Origin of the sequence: uncultured Thiocystis sp. (genome assembly GCF_903866365.1) — a bacterium.
GTDB lineage: Bacteria > Pseudomonadota > Gammaproteobacteria > Chromatiales > Chromatiaceae > Chromatium.
In genome coordinates this window covers 1-2,316 of sequence record NZ_CAIPNF010000303.1, presented here as the reverse complement: position 1 = coordinate 2,316, position 2,316 = coordinate 1, and the positions used below count along the sequence as shown (strand labels likewise).

Sequence of the window (2,316 nt, the reverse complement as noted above, 5' to 3'; positions counted from 1 at the left end):
CGGGATCCTGGTCCATGATCACTGGCGGGCCGATTTGAGCACCGCCGCCTATCCGTGACCGAGGCGGCGAAGGCGCTGGGTGTCAGTCGTAAAACGCTGTCGAGTCTGATCAACGAGAAATCCGGGATCAGCCCCGAAATGGCGGTGCGTCTGTCGATTGCCTTTAACACGTCGTCAGAAAGCTGGCTGAATCAGCAAACGCAATACGATCTTTGGCAAGTCGGGGTCGATCATCGTTTCGGCCACCCCCTACGCGGAGACGGGTAACAGATAGGGGAGCTTTGGTGGCCGGGGTCGTCGACGCGCCGGGGCTGGCGGTCACGGCATGCGCTCTAGGAGTTGTGCGAACAGGGGGGCGGGTGGGCGCCCGAAGAAGCGTTCTGCAGCCGTGGTTCCGTCCGGGCGTCGGATCAAGTAATGGTGCCGTGCCGTGAGCGCGGCGAGTTTGCGCGCGGCGAGTCGGTGGTGGCCATGGTGATGTAGGGAAAGCTGGGCATTGCGGCCTTCGACACAGGAGCGGCTGCGCGGAAACCGATCGGCACACTCCAGGGCGACCTGCTCGAGGTGCGGGCGCTCGCTTGGGGGAAGCGCTTGGAACGGATGTTGAGGGTGGCGTAACGGCGCCAACACTGGAGCGCGCAAGGCGCGCAGGGTCTGGCGTTGCTCGGCGTGGTGGCGGCGCTCGGCCACACGGTCGAGAGAGATGGCCGGAATCCGTGGCTCGCGCCGCGCACGGTCGAGCACGGGCGGCAGATGCAAGGCCTCGACCTTCGCCGGCACGGTGGCGAAGACAAAGGCGATCGTCGCCCGCAATCCGGTGGTGACGCGCCGGGCCTTCTCAAGACGCTCGCGGGCGCGCCGCGGCAAATCCGCCGCCTCGGCGAGTGGCTCCAAACGCGTCCAGCAGGCGCGAAAGCGTTCGCCCATGTGCGCAAGGGATTGCGCCTGTCCGCTCTGGAGGTCCTCGGGGCGATCCAGCGCGCCGAGCGCGCGGAGGTATTCGCGGGCGTCGCTCTGTCGCGCGACGGCCTGCGGTTGGTTGCGTTCGGCCTGCACCGAGGCGGCGAGGGCCGCCTGGGTGCGGGCCTCGTCGGCCGGAGGACGACCACGGGGATGGTGGGGCTGGGCTTCAAAGGCCACCGGCGCCGCGCGCGCGCCCTGCCAGGTGGCCTGCGCCGGCGCGGCGGCGACGTCGCCCGGTTTGACCGCACGCGCCAGATTCAAGCTGGTGGCCTTGACGACCTCCTGCCGAACGCGGAACCGATCTGGGGCGTGGTGCGCGCTCAGTGCGTTTTGCACATGGCTCAGCAGGCCCTTGGCCTCGTCGCGGGTGCCCTGGATGACCTCGACCGCCAACCCCTCCAAGGCTTCACGGAGCGCCTGGGTCCAGGTCGCCGCCGAGCGAGCGGCGGAATACTCCTCCAGCAGGATGACGTTCGAGACGAGGGCCATGCCGACCAAACAGGTCTCGGGGCGAAAGGTTTCGTCTTCCCCCACCGTGATCGGACGCCGCGGCATGCCCTCGGCCAACGTGCGGCGTTGTTCCGCCGCCACGGCAACGACCAACGCCTCCAGCGCGACCGTGAGGCGGTGTTGGCTCCCAGAGGATGCCCCGACGACGGCCGACAGCCCGCTCCGCTCCAGAGACTGGCAGACCACGCGCACCCCCGCGCCCGCCAACCACGCGAGCACGAAGTGGACCGCGAAGACTTGGCGCTGCAACCATCGCACCCCCTCCGGGGTCCGGGTCAAGGCCCGCAAGGCCGCAGGCACTTCCGGGTCCAGCGCCGCGCACGCGCCGCCCTCCTGCAAGGTGCTGCGCGCCACCCCCAACTCGGCCGCCATCTGCCGTTGCGAGTGCCCAGCGTCCAGCCCCGTCGCCACCCGCGCCCGCTGCTCGGCCCGTTCCAGGCGCGTTCGCCGCCTCCTCGCACGGACCCGAACCGGTGGCGCCGTGCCAACGACTTGGATAGCGTCAGACCCGGTAGACGCTTCGTTCATCGCTTCACCGCTCGGTTGTTTCGCAGCACCAAGGGTAGAGGACATGGCGGAGCGTTTGCCAACCTTGAGCCAGTGGTAAAACCTACTCGATTATGGGGTTTTGGCCGGAACGATGATCGACCCCGGATGGATCAATATTCCCTGCCATCAAAAGCATGACATGGGCGTGCTATAAAAAAACGGCTAAGGGAATCAAGCTTCATCTGGCGTTTGAGTTAAATCGCCTGATTCCTGTGCAATTCATCAGCACTGAGGCGAATGGCTCGGAAAAAGACATATTGCGCAACCTGTTGGAGAAGGGGGTCACTTATATCG

1 protein-coding gene and 1 pseudogene are annotated in these 2,316 nt (G+C 66.7%); one reads left to right on the top strand and one right to left on the bottom strand.

What is annotated here, in order from left to right:
- Window positions 1-48: 48 nt before the first annotated feature.
- Window positions 49-267, top strand: a pseudogene (locus QZY07_RS17325) (HigA family addiction module antitoxin); the annotation flags it as partial.
- Between the two features lie 51 nt (window positions 268-318).
- Here the strand turns inward: QZY07_RS17325 and QZY07_RS17320 are convergent.
- A complete protein-coding gene (locus QZY07_RS17320; protein ID WP_295405433.1) occupies window positions 319-2,001 on the bottom strand; it encodes a DUF6399 domain-containing protein in 1,683 nt (560 codons plus the stop codon).
- Window positions 2,002-2,316: the final 315 nt, after the last annotated feature.

Excerpts from the sequence above, each read along its gene's own strand:
- QZY07_RS17320 (WP_295405433.1), bottom strand. The coding sequence starts at position 2,001 with ATGAACGAAGCGTCTACCGGGTCTGACGCTATCCAAGTCGTTGGCACG.